This is a genomic window from Streptomyces sp. NPDC003035, assembly GCF_042888285.1.
Classification (GTDB): Bacteria; Actinomycetota; Actinomycetes; order Streptomycetales; family Streptomycetaceae; genus Streptomyces.
This window is the reverse complement of record NZ_JBIAPJ010000008.1, coordinates 122,318-138,195: the sequence shown is the minus strand read 5'-3', so window position 1 is coordinate 138,195 and position 15,878 is coordinate 122,318. Positions and strand designations below refer to the sequence as shown.

At 71.2% G+C, this 15,878-nt stretch carries 14 protein-coding genes; 6 read left to right on the top strand and 8 right to left on the bottom strand.

The window, feature by feature from the left end; all coding sequences use genetic code 11:
- Positions 1–7: 7 nt before the first annotated feature.
- From pgl to tkt, 5 genes are read right to left on the bottom strand one after another with little or no spacing between them, the layout of a single operon-like run.
- Positions 8–790, bottom strand: a complete 783-nt coding sequence (pgl, locus tag ACFYV5_RS25390; RefSeq protein WP_389172174.1) for a 6-phosphogluconolactonase — start codon at positions 788–790, stop codon at positions 8–10.
- The gene (gene opcA, locus ACFYV5_RS25385; RefSeq protein WP_355111359.1) at positions 787–1,845 is read right to left on the bottom strand and encodes a glucose-6-phosphate dehydrogenase assembly protein OpcA; all 1,059 of its coding nucleotides are present in this window, start codon (positions 1,843–1,845) and stop codon (positions 787–789) included. The genes pgl and opcA overlap by 4 nt, the downstream gene beginning before the upstream one ends.
- Positions 1,842–3,374 (bottom strand): glucose-6-phosphate dehydrogenase, encoded by a 1,533-nt coding sequence (gene zwf, locus ACFYV5_RS25380; protein WP_355111361.1) that lies wholly within the window; start codon positions 3,372–3,374, stop codon positions 1,842–1,844. The genes opcA and zwf overlap by 4 nt, the downstream gene beginning before the upstream one ends.
- A 5-nt stretch (positions 3,375–3,379) precedes the next feature.
- Entirely contained in the window at positions 3,380–4,498 is a 1,119-nt protein-coding gene (tal, locus tag ACFYV5_RS25375; protein WP_355111362.1) for a transaldolase, read from the bottom strand.
- Positions 4,499–4,530: 32 nt separating this feature from the next.
- Positions 4,531–6,618: a transketolase gene (gene tkt, locus ACFYV5_RS25370; protein ID WP_355111363.1), complete on the bottom strand. Its 2,088-nt coding sequence runs from the start codon at positions 6,616–6,618 to the stop codon at positions 4,531–4,533.
- Between the two features lie 316 nt (positions 6,619–6,934).
- Between tkt and ACFYV5_RS25365 the strand changes: the two genes are divergently transcribed.
- The 3 genes from ACFYV5_RS25365 to ACFYV5_RS25355 all read left to right on the top strand — a co-directional run bounded on the left by ACFYV5_RS25365 (position 6,935) and on the right by ACFYV5_RS25355 (position 9,486).
- Positions 6,935–7,882, top strand: a complete 948-nt coding sequence (locus ACFYV5_RS25365; RefSeq protein ID WP_355111365.1) for a heme o synthase — start codon at positions 6,935–6,937, stop codon at positions 7,880–7,882.
- Positions 7,883–7,985: 103 nt separating this feature from the next.
- Positions 7,986–8,318, top strand: coding sequence for a hypothetical protein (locus ACFYV5_RS25360; protein ID WP_389172171.1), 333 nt, complete (start codon positions 7,986–7,988; stop codon positions 8,316–8,318).
- 76 nt (positions 8,319–8,394) lie between these two features.
- Entirely contained in the window at positions 8,395–9,486 is a 1,092-nt protein-coding gene (locus ACFYV5_RS25355) for an amidohydrolase family protein (protein WP_389172169.1), read from the top strand.
- A gap of 330 nt (positions 9,487–9,816) precedes the next feature.
- Here ACFYV5_RS25355 and ACFYV5_RS25350 read toward each other — a convergent pair whose 3' ends face one another.
- The 3 genes from ACFYV5_RS25350 to ACFYV5_RS25340 form a co-directional block, all read right to left on the bottom strand.
- On the bottom strand, positions 9,817–10,785 hold the full coding sequence (locus ACFYV5_RS25350; RefSeq protein WP_389172577.1) for a heme A synthase: 969 nt from the start codon (positions 10,783–10,785) through the stop codon (positions 9,817–9,819).
- Between the two features lie 75 nt (positions 10,786–10,860).
- A complete protein-coding gene (locus ACFYV5_RS25345) occupies positions 10,861–11,628 on the bottom strand; it encodes an ABC transporter permease (RefSeq protein WP_389172167.1) in 768 nt (255 codons plus the stop codon).
- Positions 11,625–12,551, bottom strand: a complete 927-nt coding sequence (locus tag ACFYV5_RS25340) for an ABC transporter ATP-binding protein (RefSeq protein WP_355111373.1) — start codon at positions 12,549–12,551, stop codon at positions 11,625–11,627. The genes ACFYV5_RS25345 and ACFYV5_RS25340 overlap by 4 nt, the downstream gene beginning before the upstream one ends.
- Before the next feature lie 135 nt (positions 12,552–12,686).
- On the opposite strand from ACFYV5_RS25340, the gene ACFYV5_RS25335 reads away from it, so the two are divergent.
- The 3 genes from ACFYV5_RS25335 to sufB all read left to right on the top strand — a co-directional run bounded on the left by ACFYV5_RS25335 (position 12,687) and on the right by sufB (position 15,716).
- The gene (locus ACFYV5_RS25335; protein ID WP_389172165.1) at positions 12,687–13,460 is read left to right on the top strand and encodes a DUF72 domain-containing protein; all 774 of its coding nucleotides are present in this window, start codon (positions 12,687–12,689) and stop codon (positions 13,458–13,460) included.
- A gap of 115 nt (positions 13,461–13,575) precedes the next feature.
- The gene (locus tag ACFYV5_RS25330; protein ID WP_355111376.1) at positions 13,576–14,304 is read left to right on the top strand and encodes a metalloregulator ArsR/SmtB family transcription factor; all 729 of its coding nucleotides are present in this window, start codon (positions 13,576–13,578) and stop codon (positions 14,302–14,304) included.
- On the top strand, positions 14,301–15,716 hold the full coding sequence (gene sufB / locus ACFYV5_RS25325; protein ID WP_355111377.1) for a Fe-S cluster assembly protein SufB: 1,416 nt from the start codon (positions 14,301–14,303) through the stop codon (positions 15,714–15,716). Before ACFYV5_RS25330 ends, sufB begins: the two co-directional genes overlap by 4 nt.
- The last annotated feature ends 162 nt before the right edge of the window (positions 15,717–15,878 follow it).

Here is a 15,878-nt window from a genome sequence, read left to right as displayed (position 1 = left end):
GGCCGACTCAGGCCGTCGCCGGCGGATACAGGGCGCGCGGCAGCTCCGAGGCGGCCGCCGCGTCCAGCAGCCACAGCGTGCGGGAGCGGCCGTAGGCGCCGGCGGCCGGGGCCTGGACCTCGCCCGCGCCCGACAGGGCGATCGCCGCGGCCTTCGCCTTGTCCTCGCCGGCCGCGAGCAGCCACACCTCGCGCGCGGCACGGATCGCCGGCAGCGTCAGCGAGATCCGGATCGGCGGCGGCTTCGGCGCGCCGTGCACGCCCACCACCGTGCGCTCGGTCTCGCGGACCGCCGGAAGCTCCGGAAACAGCGAGGCCACATGGGTGTCGGGCCCGACACCCAGCATCAGCACGTCGAACGTCGGCACCGGGCCATGGTCTTCCGGACCGGCGGCCGCGGCCAGTTCGGCCGCGTAGGCGGCGGCCGCTGCGTCGACGTCACTGCCGAACGGCCCGTCCGAGGCCGGCATCGCGTGCACCCGGGCCGGGTCCAGCGGGACGCTGTCGAGCAGCGCCTCGCGGGCCTGGGTGACATTGCGCTCCGGGTCGTCATCGGGCAGGAACCGCTCGTCGCCCCACCACAGATCGAGCCGCGACCAGTCGATCGCGTCCCGCGCCGGGGCCGAACGGAGCGCCGCGAGCAGCCCGTTGCCGTTGCGGCCGCCCGTGAGGACCACGGACGCCGAGCCGCGCGCGGCCTGGGCGTCCACGATCCGCGTGATCAGCCGGGCCGCGGCGGCCTGGGCCATCAGCTCCTTGTCGCGGTGCACGACGAGCTGCGGAGCGCTCACTTGGCCGCCGCCTTCTTGGCCGCGGACTTCCTGGCCGCCGGCTCCTTCGCGGACGAGGGAGCGGGGTCGGCCGCCGGAGCCGCCGCGACCGGGGTCGCCTCGACGGGGTCGGGGGCGGTGATCGCCGCCTCCTCGTCGAGCCGGTCGAGCCCGTACCGCAGCGCCGAGGCGTAGGTGTCGTCCGGGTCGAGCCGGCGCAGTTCCTCCGCGATCAGTTCGGACGTCTCGCGGCGCTTGAGCGCCACGGCACGGTCCGGCTGCCCCTGGATGGAGAGCGTCGCCAGCGATCCGTCGGGCCGGTCGAGCACGATGGGCCCGCAGGTGGACTCCATCCGTACGGACGTGAGCCCGGGGCCCGCCGACTTGGCGCGCCGGACCGGCACCTTCAGCCGGTCCGCCAGCCACATGGCAAGCAGCTCGACGCTCGGGTTGAACTCCTCGCCCTCCACCTCGGCGGAGGTGACCTCGCACACGACCTGGTCGAGCGCGGCGGCCAGCATCGAACGCCACGGGGTGATCCGGGACCAGGCCAGGTCCGTGTCGCCCGGGGTGTAGGCGGCCGCCCGGCCGGTCAGCTCGTGGATCGGCTGCTCGGCGGCGTACGTGTCGGTCACCCGGCGCTGGGCGAGCGCGCCCAGCGGGTCGTTCGCCGGGTCGGCCGGCGCGTTGACCGGCCACCAGACGACGACGGGCGCGTCCGGCAGGAGCAGCGGAAGGACCACCGACTGGGCGTGGTCCGCGACCTCGCCGTACAGCCGGAGGACAACCGTTTCGCCGGTGCTGGCGTCGGCGCCGAGGCGGACCTCGGCGTCCAGCCGTGCCTTCGCCCGGTCACGCGGCGAGCGCGCGGCCCGCTTGATGACCACCAGCGTCCGCGAGGGGTGCTCGCGGGACGCGTCGTTGGCCGCCTTCAGCGCGTCGTAGGCGTTCTCCTCGTCGGTGACGATGACGAGGGTGAGCACCATGCCGACGGCCGGCGTGCCGATGGCCCGCCGCCCGAGCACCAGCGCCTTGTTGATCTTGCTGGACGTGGTGTCCGTCAGGTCGGTCTTCATGGCCGGCGCCAGCTCCGTCCGTCTCGTGCGAGCATCTCGTCCGCCTCGACCGGACCCCACGTGCCCGCCTGATACTGGGCGGGCTTGCCGTGCTTGTCCCAGTACTGCTCGATCGGGTCGAGGATCATCCAGGACAGCTCGACCTCCTCGACCCGCGGGAAGAGGTTCGAGTCGCCGAGCAGCACATCGAGGATGAGCCGCTCGTACGCCTCCGGGCTGGACTCCGTGAAGGACTCGCCGTACGCGAAGTCCATCGACACGTCCCGGATCTCCATCTGCGTGCCCGGCACCTTGGAGCCGAACCGCACCGTCACGCCCTCGTCCGGCTGGACGCGGATCACGATGGCGTTGCGGCCGAGTTCCTCGGTCGCCGTGTGGTCGAAGGGGGAGTGCGGGGCGCGCTGGAAGACGACCGCGATCTCGGTGACGCGGCGGCCGAGGCGCTTGCCGGTACGGAGGTAGAACGGGACGCCCGCCCAGCGGCGGTTGTCGATCTCCAGCTTGATGGCCGCGTAGGTGTCGGTCTTCGACTTGGGGTCGATCCCGTCCTCCTGCAGATAGCCGACGGCCTTCGCGCCGCCCTGCCATCCGGCGGCGTACTGGGCGCGCACGGTCGAGGAGCCCAGGTCCTTCGGCAGCTTCACCGCGCCGAGCACCTTGGTCTTCTCGGCGGCGAGCGCGTCCGCGTCGAAGGAGGCGGGCTCCTCCATCGCGGTCAGCGCGAGCAGCTGGAGGAGGTGGTTCTGGATGACGTCACGGGCTGCGCCGATGCCGTCGTAGTAGCCGGCCCGGCCGCCGATGCCGATGTCCTCGGCCATGGTGATCTGCACGTGGTCGACGTACGACCGGTTCCAGATCGGCTCGAAGAGGGTGTTGGCGAAGCGGAGCGCCAGGATGTTCTGGACGGTCTCCTTGCCGAGGTAGTGGTCGATCCGGAAGACCTCGTTGGGCGGGAAGACCTCGTGGACGACCTCGTTGAGCTCCTTGGCGGAGGCCAGGTCGTGACCGAAGGGCTTCTCGATGACCGCGCGGCGCCAGGAGCCGTTCTTCTGGTCGGCCAGACCGTGCTTCTTCAGCTGCTGGACGACCTTGGGGAAGAACTTCGGGGGCACGGACAGGTAGAAGGCGAAGTTGCCGCCGGTGCCCTGTGCCTTGTCCAGCTCCTCGACGGTGGTCTTCAGCTGGTCGAAGGCGTCGTCGTCGTCGAAGTCGCCCTGGACGAAACGCATCCCCTGGATCAGCTGCTGCCACACCTCCTCGCGGAACGGCGTACGGGCGTGCTGCTTGACGGCCTCGTAGACCTCCTGCGCGAAGTCCTCGTCCTGCCACTCGCGGCGGGCGAAGCCGATGAGCGAGAAGCCCGGCGGCAGCAGGCCGCGGTTGGCCAGGTCGTAGACGGCAGGCATCAGCTTCTTACGGGACAAATCGCCCGTGACACCGAAGATCACCAGACCCGACGGCCCCGCGATACGCGGGAGCCGTCGGTCTGCGGCGTCACGGAGCGGGTTGGCTCCGTGGACTGCGCTCAAGGTGCTTACGCCTCCGAAGGTGCGAGGCGCTCAAGCTCCGCCTCGGTCGACTTGAGCAGGTCGTTCCAGGACGCCTCGAACTTCTCGACGCCCTCGTCCTCGAGCAGCCGCACCACGTCGTCGTACGCGATGCCGAGCTTCTCGACGGCGGCCAGTTCGGCGCGGGACTGCTCGTAGGTGCCACGCACGGTGTCACCGGTGACCTCGCCGTGGTCGGCGGTGGCCTCCAGGGTGGCCTCGGGCATGGTGTTGACGGTGCCGGGGGCGACCAGGTCCACCACGTACAGGGTGTCCTTGTACGCCGGGTCCTTCACACCGGTCGAGGCCCACAGCGGACGCTGCTTGTTCGCCTGCGCCTTGTCGAGGGCGGCCCAGCGCTCCGAGGAGAAGACCTCCTCGAACGCCTCGTACGCCAGACGGGCGTTGGCGAGGGCGGCCTTGCCCTTGAGGGCCTTGGCCTCGTCCGTGCCGAGGGCGGTCAGGCGCTTGTCGATCTCCGAGTCCACGCGGGAGACGAAGAAGGACGCCACGGAGTGGATCTTGGAGAGATCCAGGCCGCGCTCCTTCGCCTTCTCCAGACCGGCGAGGTAGGCGTCCATGACGGCGCGGTAGCGCTCCAGCGAGAAGATCAGCGTCACGTTGACGCTGATGCCGAGGCCGATGACCTCGGTGATCGCCGGCAGACCCGCCTCGGTGGCCGGGATCTTGATGAGCGTGTTGGGACGGTCGACCAGCCAGGCCAGCTGCTTGGCCTCGGCGATGGTCGCCGCCGTGTTGTGGGCCAGACGGGGGTCCACCTCGATGGACACCCGGCCGTCCTGGCCGTCGGTCGCGTCGAAGACCGGACGCAGGATGTCGGCGGCGTCCCTCACGTCCGCCGTCGTGATCATGCGGATGGCTTCTTCCACGGTGACCTTGCGGGCGGCGAGGTCGGCGAGCTGCTGGTCGTAACCGTGGCCCTCCGAGATCGCCTTCTGGAAGATGGACGGGTTGGTGGTGACACCGACCACGTGCTGCTGGTCGATCAGCTCGGCCAGGTTGCCGGACGTGATCCGCTGACGCGAGAGGTCGTCCAGCCAGATCGCGACGCCTTCGTCGGAGAGGCGCTTGAGAGCGTCTGTCATGAGAGGTTCTCCAAAAGTCGTGTCTATGGGCGTCAGCGCGCGGCGGCGGCGAGAGATTCCCGGGCCGCGGCGGCGATGGCCTCCGGCGTGAAGCCGAACTCGCGGAAGAGGACCTTCGCGTCGGCCGAGGCGCCGAAGTGCTCCAGCGAGACGATCCGGCCGGCGTCGCCGACGTACTTGTGCCAGGTCAGACCGACACCGGCCTCGACCGCGACGCGCGCCTTCACGGACGGCGGCAGGACCGAGTCCTTGTACCCCTGGTCCTGCTCCTCGAACCACTCGACGGACGGCATCGAGACCACGCGCGTCGGGACGCCGGCGGCCTGGAGCTGCTCGCGGGCCTCGACGGCCAGGTGCACCTCGGAGCCGGTGCCGATCAGCACGACCTGCGGCTCGCCACCGTCGGCCTCGAAGAGCACGTACCCGCCCTTGACGGTGTCCTCGTTCGGCTCGTACGTCGGCACACCCTGACGGGTCAGGGCCAGACCGTGCGGGGCGCCCTTTCCGAACTCGCGGGTGTGACGCTTGACGATCTCGCGCCAGGCGATGGCGGTCTCGTTGGCGTCCGCCGGGCGGACGACGTTCAGACCGGGGATCGCGCGCAGCGACGCCAGGTGCTCCACCGGCTGGTGGGTCGGACCGTCCTCGCCCAGACCGATCGAGTCGTGGGTCCAGACGTACGTCACCGGCAGGTGCATCAGGGCCGACAGGCGGACCGCGTTGCGCATGTAGTCGGAGAACACCAGGAAGGTGCCGCCGTAGATACGGGTGTTGCCGTGCAGCGCGATGCCGTTCATCTCCGCGGCCATGGAGTGCTCGCGGATACCGAAGTGGATCGTGCGGCCGTACGGGTCGGCCTCCGGGAGCGGGTTGCCCTCGGGCAGGAACGACGAGCTCTTGTCGATCGTCGTGTTGTTCGAGCCGGCGAGGTCGGCCGAGCCGCCCCACAGCTCCGGGATGACCGCGCCGAGCGACTGCAGGACCTTGCCGGACGCGGCGCGGGTGGCGACACCCTTGCCCGCCTCGAACACCGGGATCTTCGACTCCCAGCCCTCGGGCAGCTCGTTCGCCTGGATGCGGTCGAACTCCGCGGCCCGCTCCGGGTTGGCCGTACGCCACTCGGCGAGGGACTTCTCCCAGGCGGCGCGGGCCTCACGGCCACGGTCGCCCAGGGCGCGGGTGTGCCCGATGACCTCGTCGGTGACCTCGAAGGTCTGCTCCGGGTCGAAGCCGAGGACGCGCTTGGTGGCCGCGATCTCCTCGTCGCCCAGCGCCGAGCCGTGCGCGGCCTCGGTGTTCTGCGCGTTCGGGGCGGGCCAGGCGATGATCGAGCGCATCGCGATGAACGACGGACGCTCGGTCTCGGCCTCGGCGGCCTTGATCGCCGCGAACAGCCCGGCCGGGTCCAGGTCGCCGTTCGCCTGCGGCTCGACACGCTGGACGTGCCAGCCGTAGGCCTCGTACCGCTTCATCGTGTCCTCGGACACGGCGGTCTCGGTGTCGCCCTCGATCGAGATGTGGTTGTCGTCCCACAGCAGGATCAGGTTGCCGAGCTTCTGGTGACCGGCCAGCGAGGACGCCTCGGCGGAGATGCCCTCCTGGAGGCAGCCGTCACCGGCGATCACGTAGACGTGGTGGTCGAACGGGGAGGTTCCGGGGGCCGCCTCCGGGTCGAACAGACCGCGCTCGTAGCGGGCGGCCATCGCCATGCCCACGGCGTTGGCGACACCCTGGCCCAGCGGGCCGGTCGTCGTCTCCACACCCGCGGTGTGTCCGTACTCCGGGTGGCCCGGGGTCTTCGAGCCCCAGGTCCGGAAGGCCTTCAGGTCGTCCAGCTCGAGACCGAAGCCACCCAGGTACAGCTGGGTGTAGAGCGTGAGGGACGAGTGACCGGCCGAGAGCACGAAACGGTCGCGCCCGACCCAGTCGGGCTGCGCCGGGTCGTGCCGCATCACCTTCTGGAAGAGGGTGTACGCGGCGGGCGCCAGGCTCATGGCCGTACCGGGATGGCCGTTGCCGACCTTCTGTACGGCGTCCGCGGCCAGGATGCGTGCGGTGTCCACGGCCCGCTGGTCCAATTCGGTCCACTCGAGGTCTGTGGTGGTCGGCTTAGTGCTCACCCTGAGTCAGGGCTCCTCTCCACATGTACTGGAAAGCCGGTGACTGAGGGTGTACCGGCGGTGTCGAGCCTACCCCCGACACAACCCCCTCTTTTCGATAATCGGCCCCTCAAATGAGCGGACACATCAAGACTGAAGGCGAGTCTGTCACTTCGCCTCCCGAGCCCTGTCCACGCCTTGGGACACACCCCCTCAACACGACCCCACCCCCGCGAAGATCGGCGTATGGGCAACGTCTAGAGTGGCGTGGTACGCGCAAGTCTTCACCCCGTCTTCATCCGGGGAGCTTGCTGGGATTTCTCTGTCAGGGGTGTGCGTGACGGCCGTCGAGTCCCGACCCGCAGGGGTCGTCTTGACTCCCAGCCCGGGGGGCCATCGGCCGTTCGGGGCCCGCGTCAAGGCATTCGTGGCGCTGACCAAGCCGCGGATCATCGAGCTTCTGCTCATCACCACCGTCCCGGTGATGTTCCTCGCCGAGCAGGGCGTGCCGAACCTGTGGCTGGTCCTGGCCACCTGCTTCGGCGGCTACCTGTCGGCGGGCGGCGCGAACGCGCTGAACATGTACATCGACCGCGACATCGACGCCCTGATGGACCGCACCTCCCAGCGTCCGCTGGTCACCGGCGTCCTCACCCCGCGCGAGGGCCTGGTCTTCGGCCTCACCCTCGCCGTGGTCTCCACGCTCTGGTTCGGCCTGCTGGTCAACTGGCTCTCCGCGGCCCTCTCGCTCGGCGCCCTCCTCTTCTACGTCGTGGTCTACACGATGATCCTGAAGCGGCGCACCGCGCAGAACATCGTCTGGGGCGGCATCGCCGGCTGTCTGCCGGTGCTGATCGGCTGGTCGGCCGTCACCAACTCGATGTCGTGGGCCGCGATCATCCTCTTCCTCGTCATCTTCTTCTGGACGCCGCCGCACTACTGGCCGCTGTCGATGAAGGTGAAGGACGACTACGCCCGCGCGGGCGTGCCGATGCTCCCGGTGCTCGCCTCCAACAAGGTCGTGGCCCGGCAGATCGTCGCGTACAGCTGGGTCATGGTCGCCGTCTCGCTGCTGCTGACGCCGCTGGGCTACACGGGCTGGTTCTACACGGCCGTGGCGCTGCTCACCGGCGGCTGGTGGCTCTGGGAGGCGCACGCGCTGCTCAACCGGGCGAAGAACGGCGCGACCGGCGCGAAGCTCAAGGAGATGCGCCTCTTCCACTGGTCGATCACCTATGTGTCGCTGCTCTTCGTGGCGGTCGCGGTCGACCCCTTCCTGCGGTAGGACGCCGAGCCTCCTCAGGTCCTGAACGACGGCCGGAGCGCGTGGGACAGCCCACACGCCCCGGCCGTCGCCAGTGGATCTACCGCTGGGTAGCATCGTTGTCATGGCAGACACCACGCAGGCGGACACCAAGGCGGAGCGCAAGGCGGCCAAGCTCGCCCGGCAGATCCAGGCGTTCTCCAAGAAGCACGGCGGCGCCGAGGGGCAGCTCGCCTACACCGGCCAGATGGGCACCCGCATCGTGCTCGTCGGCGAGGACGGCGGCTGGGGCGACCTGGTGGCCCCCACGCACGCCGTCGCCCAGGAGGCCGCCGAGAAGGCGGGGCTGACCCTCCACGACGAGTTCGACGGCGAGTTCGCCGCGAAGGTCGTCACCGGCCCGTACGAGTGGACCCGCATGGCCGGAATCCAGCTCGGCGGCCCGTCGAACGGCTGAGGCGACAGGCAACAACCTCGGGTGGGGCTCACCCGTTAGGACGGGTGGAAGCACGTCCACGCAGGGAGCCCCCCGAATGATCGAGACCCCGAGCCTGGTGGACCAGCACTGCCACGGGGTGCTCCGCACGGAGCTCGGCCTCGGCACCTTCGAGGCGCACCTCGGCAGGCCCGTCGGAGCAGGGGCCGCGCCGCCCGCGCCCGGCACCACCTTCTTCGACACCCAGACGGGTTTCGCGGTACGCCGCTGGTGCCCGCCGCTGCTCGGCCTGGAACCGCACTGCCCGCCGGCCCGCTATCTCGCCCGCCGCCGGGAGCTGGGGGTCCTGGAGTCGGGGCGCAGACTGCTGCGGGCCTCCGGCATCTCGACCTACCTGGTGGACACCGGACTTCCCGGCGACCTGACGGGTCCCGCCGAGATCGCCTCCACCGGCGCCGCCGACGCCCATGAGATCGTCCGTCTCGAGCCGCTCGCCGAGCAGGTCGCCGACACCTCGGGGACGGTCGAGGCGCTCCTGGCCAACCTCGCGGAGGCGGTCCACGGCGCCGCCGCGACCGCCGTCGCCTTCACCTCCGTGGCGGGGGTCTCCCGCGGGCTCGCGTACGCGCCCGAACCGCCGGGCCCCGGCGAGGTGCGCGGGGCCGCGGGCCGCTGGCTGGCCGGCCGCGGGGCCGGCGGCCGGCTCACCGACCCCGTCCTGCTGCGCCATCTCCTGTGGATCGCCGTCGCCTCCGGGCGGCCGCTCCAGCTGCACGTGGGGACCGAGGACCCGGACGGGCTCGCCGGCTTCGCCGCGGCCACCAGCGGACTCGGCAGCTCCCTGGTGCTCCTGCACGGCTACCCGCACCACCGCCGGACGGCCCAGCTGACCGGTGCCTTCCCGCACGTGTACGCCGACCTCGGCTCCGTCCTCGGCAGGACCGGGGCCCGGGCGGCGGCCGTCCTCGCCGAACTCCTGGAGCTGGCCCCCTTCGGCAAACTGCTCTTCTCCAGCGGCGCCCACGCCCTGCCCGAGCTGCACGTCGTCGCGGCGAGCGTCTTCCGGAGCGCGCTGAGCCGGGTGCTCGGCGAATGGGTGGGCGACGGCGCCTGGTCCCTCACCGACGCCCAACGCGTCGCGACGATGCTCGCGGCGGGCAACGCCCGACGGGTCTACGGCCTCCGCTGACGGCCATGCGCCGCGGACACCGCGCGCCGGTTGCGTGCCCGCCGGGCCCCGGGGCGCCCGATTGGCACGCCGCGCAGGCCCGTGCCCGCTGGGCCGCCCAGGCGTGAGGGCAGCTGCCCGCGGAGGGCCCCAAAGCAGCGTGGCGCCCAACCGACACGCCGACCGCGCGGCGCTATCAACGAGCGCCGTGTCGGCGAGGCGAAGCCCGCGACCGCGGTGAGGCGCAGCCGCGAGGGAGCCAGGCCCGGGCGGCCATGCCGGCACCTGGGCGGAGGTCGATGGAGACGACGTCGGCGTCGGTCGGCCGACGTACTCGGGACCGTCGCGCGGCTACGCCGGTGTCAGGGCCGAGTCGTCCTGGGCCGGGATGCCGGGGGTCGTCATCGGGCGCTCGCGCAGGCTCAGGGCCAGGCGGAGCACGGCGATCCACATCAGCGCGGAGCCGAGCATGTGCGCGCCGACCAGGAGCTCGGGGACGCCGGTGAAGTACTGGAGGTAGCCGATCCCGCCCTGCGCGAGCAGCACGATCAGCAGGTCACGCGCGCGGGCGCGGGTGTCGTCGGGTGCGTCCACCACCCGCAGCACCAGCCACATCGCGAGCGCGAGCGCGCAGACGATCCAGGCGGCGATGGCGTGCAGGTGGGCGGCGACGGTCCAGTCCCACGGCATCCGCGGGACGGCGCTGCTGTCACCGGCGTGCTTGCCCGAGCCGGTGACGCCGGTGCCGAGGACGATCACGAGGGCCGACGCCGTGATGATCGCCCAGGAGAGCTTGCGCACCGGGCCCGGCACCCGCGGCCGGGGAGCGGTGTCGCCCTCGCGGGTCCGCTGCCAGGTGATCACGGCGACGGTCAGGAGCGTGGTGGCGGCCAGGAAGTGACCGGCCACGGTCCACGGGTTCAGGCCCATCCACACGGTGATGCCGCCGAGGACCGCGTTGCTCGCGACGATCCAGAACTGCGCCCAGCCGAGCCGGGTCAGGCCCCGCCGCCACGGCTTGGTGGAGCGGGCCGCGACGATGGCCCAGCCGACCGCGGCCGACAGGACGTACGTCAGCATCCGGTTGCCGAACTCGATCACGCCGCGGTAGCCCTGCTCGGGCGTCACGATGAGGCTGTCGTCCGTGCACTTGGGCCAGGTGTCGCAGCCGAGACCTGAGCCCGTCAGCCGGACCGCGCCTCCCGTGACGATGATGATCACGCTCATCACGACGGCGGAGAGCGCGGCGCGCCGGAGCGTCCGGGGGGACGGGGTCCAGCGCCTGGCGATGGAGGCGAGGGGGGTCAACACGCGCCCTATCGTAGGACGGGGCTTGTGCACGCTTTCACGAGGGGGTGGGTACGCGGAGGAATGTCCCTGAACGTCACCCTCCGACTACTCCCAGCGGAAGAACCTGGCCGCCGCGCCGAGCCCGAGCACCGCCCACACGGCGAGGACCAGCGCCTGCGCCCACGGCATCCCGGCGCCGCCCTGGAGCACGTCCCGCAGCCCGTCCGAGAGCGCCGAGATCGGCAGCAGCTCCAGGACCGAGCGCGCCGCGTCCGGGAACTTCTCCAGGGGCACGATCACCCCGCCGCCCACCAGGAGCAGCAGGAAGACCAGGTTCGCGCCCGCCAGCGTGGCCTCCGCCCGCAGCGTGCCGGCCATCAGCAGGCCGAGGCCCGAGAAGGCGGCCGTGCCGAGGACGAGCAGCAGCGCCACGGAGCCGGCGCCGCCCTGCGGGGACCAGCCGAGCCCCAATGCGATCGCCGTCAGGAGCGCGACCTGGAGCACCTCGGTGACCAGGACGGACAGCGTCTTGGCGGTCATCAGCGCCCAGCGGGGGAGCGGTGAGGCACCGAGCCGCTTGAGCACCCCGTACCGGCGCTCGAAGCCGGTCGCGATGGCCTGGCCGGTGAAGGCGGTGGACATCACGGCGAGTGCGAGGACGCCGGGGGCGAGGAAGTCGACGGCCTTGTCGGTGCCCGTGTCGACGATGTCGACGGTCGAGAACAGCACCAGCAGCAGCGAGGGGATGATCACCGTGAGGAGCAGCTGCTCGCCGTTGCGCAGCAGCATCTTCGTCTCCAGGACCGTCTGCGCCGCGATCATCCGGCCGACGGGGGCCGCTCCCGGCTTCGGCGCGTACGTACCGGTGCTCATGTGCGCAGCTCCTTGCCGGTCAGTTCCATGAAGACGTCTTCGAGGGTGTGGCGCTCCACCGAGATGCCCGACGGCATCACGCCGTGCTGGGCGCACCAGCTGGTGACGGTGGCGAGCAGCTGCGGGTCCACCTCGCCGCTGATCCGGTACGCGCCGGGGGTGAGTTCCGCGGCCGCCGTGCCGTCGGGCAGCGCCTTCAGCAGGGAGCCGAGGTCGAGCCCGGGGCGGCCGGTGAAGCGCAGGGTGTTCTCGGCGCCGCCGCGGCACAGCTCCTCGGGGCTGCCCTGGGCGACGACCCGGCCGCCGTCGATGATGGCGACGTCGTCCGCCAGCTCCTCGGCCTCGTTCATGAAGTGCGTGGTGAGGACGACGGTGGCGCCGTCGGTGCGCAGCTCGCGGACGAGGTCCCAGGTGGCGTGGCGGGCCTGCGGGTCGAGTCCGGCGGTCGGCTCGTCGAGGAAGACCAGCTCGGGGCGGCCGACGACGGCCATGGCGAGCGCGAGGCGCTGCTGCTGGCCGCCGGAGAGCCTGCGGTAGGTGGTCCGGCCGCAGGAGCCGAGCCCGAGGCGCTCGATCAGCGCGTCCACGTCCAGCGGGTGGGCGTGCAGCTTCGCCATGTGGCGGAGCATCTCGTCGGCGCGGGCGCCGGAGTAGACGCCGCCGGACTGGAGCATCACGCCGATCCGGGGGCGCAGGGCGCCCGCGTCGGCGACCGGGTCGAGACCGAGGACGCGGACGGTGCCGGCATCCGCCTTCCGGTAGCCCTCGCAGGTCTCGATCGTGGTGGTCTTCCCGGCCCCGTTGGGGCCGAGGACGGCGGTCACGGTGCCCGCCCGCACATCGAGGTCGAGGCCGTCGACGGCGGTCTTCGTCCCGTACCGCTTGACCAGGCCGCGAATCTGGACGACGGACTCGTTTCGCATGCCGGGAAGTCTAAGGACCTCGCCGGGCCCTCCGGCCCCCGCCCCCCGGCCCCCGCCCCCCGGCCTCGGGCCCCCGCCCCCGCCCTTGACGGGCGCGGACCGGATGAGCCGCACCGTCGGGGGAAGGGGCACGGTATGCCCGTGTTCGTCGGTACCTCCGGATGGCAGTACCGGGACTGGCGCGGCGTCCTCTACCCCGAGGGCGTGCCCCAGCGGCTGTGGCTGGAGGAGTACGCGCGCCGGTTCGTCGCCGTGGAGAACAACAACGCCTTCTACCGGCTCCCCGAGCGCCGGACCTTCGCGGAGTGGCGGGACCGCACGCCCGAGGGGTTCGTCATGGCGGTGAAGGCCAGCCGTTTCCTCACCCATGTCAAGCGGCTGAAGGAGCCCGAGGAACCGGTGGAGCGGCTGATGGGCCGGGCCGAGGCGCTGGGGGACCGCCTCGGGCCCGTCCTGCTCCAGCTGCCGCCCACGCTCCGCGCCGACGCCGGACTCCTTGACGCCGTGCTCGCCCGCTTCCCGCGCGCGGTGCGGGTGGCGGTCGAACCCCGGCACGACTCCTGGTGGACCGACGGGATCGCGTCGGTCCTCGTGGACCGGGGTGCCGCGCTGTGCTGGGCGGACCGGGGATCACGGCCCGTGACCCCGCTGTGGCGGACGACGGACTGGGGCTATCTGCGCCTCCACGAAGGGCGCGCGAAGCCCTGGCCGGCCTACGGGCGGCAGGCCCTCGCCACCTGGGCGGACCGGCTCGCCGCGACCTGGCCGGACGCCGCCGACGTGTACGTGTTCCTCAACAACGACCCGGGGGGCGCGGCCGTCCGCGACGCGGCCTCCTTCGCCCGCGCGGTGGCCGCGAGAGGGCGGACGGCGCTGCCTCCCGCGGGCGGCGAGGGCACCCCTCGGTGAGCGCCGCGGTGATCGTTTCCGCAGGTCAGGTAAGCCTTACCTGAGTGATGCACGGCACCGCGCCCGGTGTGGACGTCGCTTGTCACTCCCGAAGGAATTACGCAACAATGGCGTTGTGAAAAACGTCGACGCGGCTCCGGTGGAGGAACTCGCGACCGGTGAGCGATCCACGCGCAACCGGGTCGCGCGGTCCATCCTGGACCACGGGCCGTCGACGGTCGCCGACCTCGCGCAGCGGCTCCGCCTCACCCAGGCGGCCGTGCGCCGGCACCTCGACTCGCTCGTCGCGGAGAACGTCGTCGAAGCCCGCGAGAAGCGGGTCTACGGCGCCCGCACCCGTGGTCGCCCCGCCAAGGTCTTCGCGCTGACCGACTGCGGCCGGGACGCCTTCGACCAGTCGTACGACTCGCTGGCCGTCGACGCCCTGCGCTGGATCGAGAAGAATGCCGGAGGGGAAGCGGCCGTGGCCGCCTTCGCCCGCGACCGGCTCGAAGCGCAGGCGGAGACCTACCGCGAGGCCGTCGAATCGGCGGGCCCCGACCAGCGCACCGAGGCGCTTGCCAAGGCCCTCAGTGCCGACGGGTACGCTGCCACTGCGCGGAACGCGCCGGTCGGCGAGCAGCTCTGCCAGCACCACTGCCCGGTCGCCCACGTCGCCGAGCAGTACCCCCAGCTGTGCGAGGCGGAGACGGAGATCTTCTCCCGCCTCTTGGGAACGCATGTCCAGCGTCTGGCCACCATCGCGCATGGTGACGGCGTCTGCACCACGTTCATCCCGCACAGCGCCCCACAGACCACCCCATCAGAAGCATCCGCAAGCACGGCCGGGAGGAACCCCGCATGACCACCGAGATCAGCCACCCCGAGCTCGAGGGCCTGGGTCGGTACGAGTACGGCTGGGCCGACTCGGACGCGGCCGGTGCCACCGCCAAGCGCGGTCTCTCCGAGGCCGTCGTCCGCGACATCTCCGAGAAGAAGAACGAGCCGGAGTGGATGCTCAAGCTGCGGCTGAAGGGTCTGCGCCTCTTCGACAAGAAGCCCATGCCCAGCTGGGGCTCCGACCTGTCGGGCATCGACTTCGACAACATCAAGTACTTCGTGCGCTCCACTGAGAAGCAGGCCGCTTCGTGGGAGGAACTGCCCGAGGACATCAAGAACACGTACGACAAGCTCGGCATCCCGGAGGCGGAGAAGCAGCGCCTCGTCGCCGGTGTCGCGGCCCAGTACGAGTCCGAGGTCGTCTACCACCAGATCCGTGAGGACCTGGAGGAGCAGGGCGTCATCTTCGTCGACACCGACACCGCGCTGAAGGAGCACGAGGAGCTCTTCCGCGAGTACTTCGGCACGGTCATCCCGGTCGGCGACAACAAGTTCGCCTCGCTGAACACGTCCGTGTGGTCCGGCGGATCGTTCATCTACGTGCCGAAGGGCGTGCACGTCGAGATCCCGCTGCAGGCCTACTTCCGTATCAACACGGAGAACATGGGCCAGTTCGAGCGGACGCTGATCATCGTCGACGAGGACGCCTACGTCCACTACGTCGAGGGCTGCACCGCCCCGATCTACTCCTCCGACTCGCTGCACTCGGCGGTCGTCGAGATCATCGTGAAGAAGGGCGGCCGCTGCCGCTACACGACGATCCAGAACTGGTCGAACAACGTCTACAACCTGGTCACCAAGCGCGCCGTGGCCTATGAGGGCGCGACCATGGAGTGGGTCGACGGCAACATCGGCTCCAAGGTCACCATGAAGTACCCGGCCGTCTACCTGATGGGCGAGCACGCCAGGGGCGAGACCCTGTCCATCGCCTTCGCGGGCGAGGGCCAGCACCAGGACGCCGGCGCCAAGATGGTCCACATGGCCCCGAACACCTCCTCCAACATCGTCTCCAAGTCGGTGGCGCGAGGCGGCGGCCGCACCTCCTACCGCGGTCTCATCGAGATCGGCGAGGGTGCGCCCGGCTCCAAGTCGAACGTGCTCTGCGACGCGCTGCTCGTCGACACGATCTCCCGCTCGGACACGTACCCGTACGTGGACGTGCGCGAGGACGACGTCTCTATGGGTCACGAGGCCACCGTCTCCAAGGTCTCCGAGGACCAGCTCTTCTACCTGATGAGCCGCGGCATGACCGAGTTCGAGGCGATGGCGATGATCGTGCGCGGCTTCGTCGAGCCGATCGCCAAGGAGCTGCCGATGGAGTACGCGCTGGAGCTCAACCGGCTGATCGAGCTGCAGATGGAAGGCTCCGTGGGCTAGCACGCCCCGCGGACCAGGCAAACGACCCGGGCTCAGTCGCTGAGCCCCGCGAGCCCGCCGCACGGCGGCTGGGTCCCGGCCGGCACCGAAAGGCGCCCGGCCGGACCGGCCGCCCGCACGCGGCGGGCGCGTACGACGAGGCAGGAAGAGAGCAACACGACA

What these genes read in the sequence shown, in the direction of transcription:
- ACFYV5_RS25340 (WP_355111373.1), bottom strand. Translation starts at nt 12,551, where the DNA reads ATGCGAAACGAGTCCGTCGTCCAGATTCGCGGCCTGGTCAAGCGGTAC.
- ACFYV5_RS25355 (WP_389172169.1), top strand. Translation starts at nt 8,395, where the DNA reads ATGATCGAGACCCCGAGCCTGGTGGACCAGCACTGCCACGGGGTGCTC.
- tal (WP_355111362.1), bottom strand. Translation starts at nt 4,498, where the DNA reads ATGACAGACGCTCTCAAGCGCCTCTCCGACGAAGGCGTCGCGATCTGG.
- opcA (WP_355111359.1), bottom strand. Translation starts at nt 1,845, where the DNA reads ATGAAGACCGACCTGACGGACACCACGTCCAGCAAGATCAACAAGGCG.
- ACFYV5_RS25345 (WP_389172167.1), bottom strand. Translation starts at nt 11,628, where the DNA reads ATGAGCACCGGTACGTACGCGCCGAAGCCGGGAGCGGCCCCCGTCGGC.
- sufB (WP_355111377.1), top strand. Translation starts at nt 14,301, where the DNA reads ATGACCACCGAGATCAGCCACCCCGAGCTCGAGGGCCTGGGTCGGTAC.
- ACFYV5_RS25335 (WP_389172165.1), top strand. Translation starts at nt 12,687, where the DNA reads ATGCCCGTGTTCGTCGGTACCTCCGGATGGCAGTACCGGGACTGGCGC.
- ACFYV5_RS25360 (WP_389172171.1), top strand. Translation starts at nt 7,986, where the DNA reads ATGGCAGACACCACGCAGGCGGACACCAAGGCGGAGCGCAAGGCGGCC.